The organism is Candidatus Streptomyces philanthi, assembly GCF_059553635.1.
In genome coordinates this window covers 1-1,988 of record NZ_JCANQV010000535.1, presented here as the reverse complement: position 1 = coordinate 1,988, position 1,988 = coordinate 1, and the positions used below count along the sequence as shown (strand labels likewise).

At 74.2% G+C, this 1,988-nt stretch carries 5 protein-coding genes; all 5 read right to left on the bottom strand.

Features of this window, described 5'->3' with window-relative positions:
* Nucleotides 1–169: 169 nt before the first annotated feature.
* Nucleotides 170–316, bottom strand: coding sequence for a hypothetical protein (locus tag AC51EU_RS29955; RefSeq protein WP_496270234.1), 147 nt, complete (start codon nt 314–316; stop codon nt 170–172).
* Nucleotides 317–478: 162 nt separating this feature from the next.
* Nucleotides 479–799, bottom strand: coding sequence for a hypothetical protein (locus AC51EU_RS29950; RefSeq protein WP_496270233.1), 321 nt, complete (start codon nt 797–799; stop codon nt 479–481).
* A gap of 17 nt (nt 800–816) precedes the next feature.
* A complete protein-coding gene (locus AC51EU_RS29945; RefSeq protein WP_496270232.1) occupies nt 817–1,191 on the bottom strand; it encodes an RRQRL motif-containing zinc-binding protein in 375 nt (124 codons plus the stop codon).
* Entirely contained in the window at nt 1,188–1,412 is a 225-nt protein-coding gene (locus AC51EU_RS29940) for a hypothetical protein (RefSeq protein WP_496270231.1), read from the bottom strand. Before AC51EU_RS29940 ends, AC51EU_RS29945 begins: the two co-directional genes overlap by 4 nt.
* An 11-nt stretch (nt 1,413–1,423) precedes the next feature.
* A partial coding sequence (locus AC51EU_RS29935) for a F0F1 ATP synthase subunit B family protein (protein WP_496270230.1) occupies nt 1,424–1,988 on the bottom strand: 565 nt, incomplete at its 5' end.

Below are 1,988 nucleotides of genomic sequence, written 5' to 3'. Positions count from 1 at the left end.
GTCGTCGCCAGCGGCACCACCGGCCACCCGCCCGGCGTGTGCCGGGACGCGTCCGGCCCGGGCTGGGCCTGCGGACGGGCCTGCGCGGGAGCGGATTCGGCGGGGGCCGGGACGGGCTCAGCAGCGGTGGTGGCTGGTGCGGGTTCCGTTACTGCCGTCTGTGCCGCGCTCACCGGTCCCCCAGCCGGTTGGGTTCGGCGGCGAAGAACAGGATCACGAAGGAGCCGTGGCCCAGCTGCTTGGCAGCCTCGCCACGCATGATCCTGAACAACTCGGCGTGGGAGACGTCCGGGTGGGAGACATCCACGTCGAACACGTGCGTGACAGTGGCGTAGTCCCCCTTAGAGGTCCGGACCGTGAGGATGCAGTGGTACGAGACGCGAGGGTGGGTAGAGCTGTTCATCGATCCCTCCATGGATCAGGCGCCCGGCCGGGCCGTAGGAAGCGGGCCGGGCGCCGTCGCGTGTGGCGCGGATGGTCAGCGGGGGGTGTGGTGGGGGTGGTCGGCGGCGGTCTCCTGCCACCGCCTGGCCTCCGCCGCGTCCACCCCGCTCACCTGGACGGCGTAGGTGCAGCCGGGGGCCGGGCAGTGGTGGGTGGTGGCGGTGAGGCCGTCCACGAGGGCGTCAAGGACGCGGCCGGTCGCCCACAGGGTCGAGGCGCCGACCCCGGCCGCGCAGGCCAGGACCGTCTGGACGGGCACGTGATAGGCAGCCAGCTCGGAGGCGAAGGCCGCGGCCACGCCCACCCCGGCGGCCGTCTCGGCCGAGCACAGCAGCAGACGATGACGGAACTGCACTGGGACTCCTTGTCGGTTCAGGCGGCGAGTGCGGGAGATTCCGCGCAGGGGACGCAGGTGCCGAGGGAGGTGGGGATGGTGTAGCCGCGGTCGGTGCCGCAGGCGGGGCAGGTGCGGCGGGCGGCCAAGGCCCGGTCGACGGCCCGCCGCCGGGCGGGGGTCATCGGCCTCACCGGGGCGGCGAGGTCGACGCGGTAGAGGTAGGCGACCCGCGGCCCGTTGCGGGACCGTCGGGAGCGCCACAGGATCTGCGCGGCGACGGGCTGGCCGCCGGGCCGCAGACCGCGGGCGCGGAGCTGCCGGCGCGTGGCCAGCCCGTCCGGCGCGAGGCGGTAGGGGTAGGTGGGGATGCCGTACCGGGTCCCGTCCGGGTCCCAGAACCGGACCGTCATGACGGGAGGCGGTGGTAGGCGGCCCGGCACGCGGAGGCGTGCTCGTTGGCCTTCTCACACAGGACGCTGGGGCTGGATGACCAGTACGACTCGTGGCCGCACCCGTTGCAGACGTAGCGGTACTGGATGCCGCGCTCGGCGAGGTCGACGGCGGCGCCCACGAGGTTGTACAGCCGAATCCGTAAGCCCGGCGGTTCCGGAGTGTGCGGGGCGAGCTTCATGGGAGCTCCGTTCAGGCGTTGGTGAGTTCGGGCTGCTGCGCGGCGGCGCGCGGCTGGCGCGCGGCAGTGCGCGGTTCGTGCGCGGCGAGCTGCGCGGCGCGCGCGGCGCGGAATTCTCGGATCCAGTTGCGGGCGTTGCCGACGTGGATGCCGCATGCCTCAGCGAGGTCGGCGGCCGTCGGTTCGGTGCGGCCGCCGGAGTCGGCAAGGGCGGAGCAGTAGAGGTTCCACCCTTGCTGCTTGGCTTCGGACCGCCACACGGGGCCGGTGCCGTCGGTGTCGGGGGTGAGGGTGGCGAGGTCGCCGCGGAGTCGGTCGCGGATCGTCTCCGCCTCCCGGATCTGGCCCGTGAGCTGCGCCAGGGCGTCCTTGTGGGCGTCTTCGCGGGCCTGGAGGGTGTCCAGGAGGCGGTGCTGGTCGGCGACCTCCTGCCGCGCGTTGGTGAGCGCGGTTTCCGCGCGCTTGCGCGCGTCCTCCGCCTCGTCCCGCGCGGTCTCCGCGCGCTGCCGCGCGTCGGCCACCGCGGAGTCGGCTTCCTGGCGGGTCGCCAGGGCGGCGTCCCGGTCGGCCTTGACC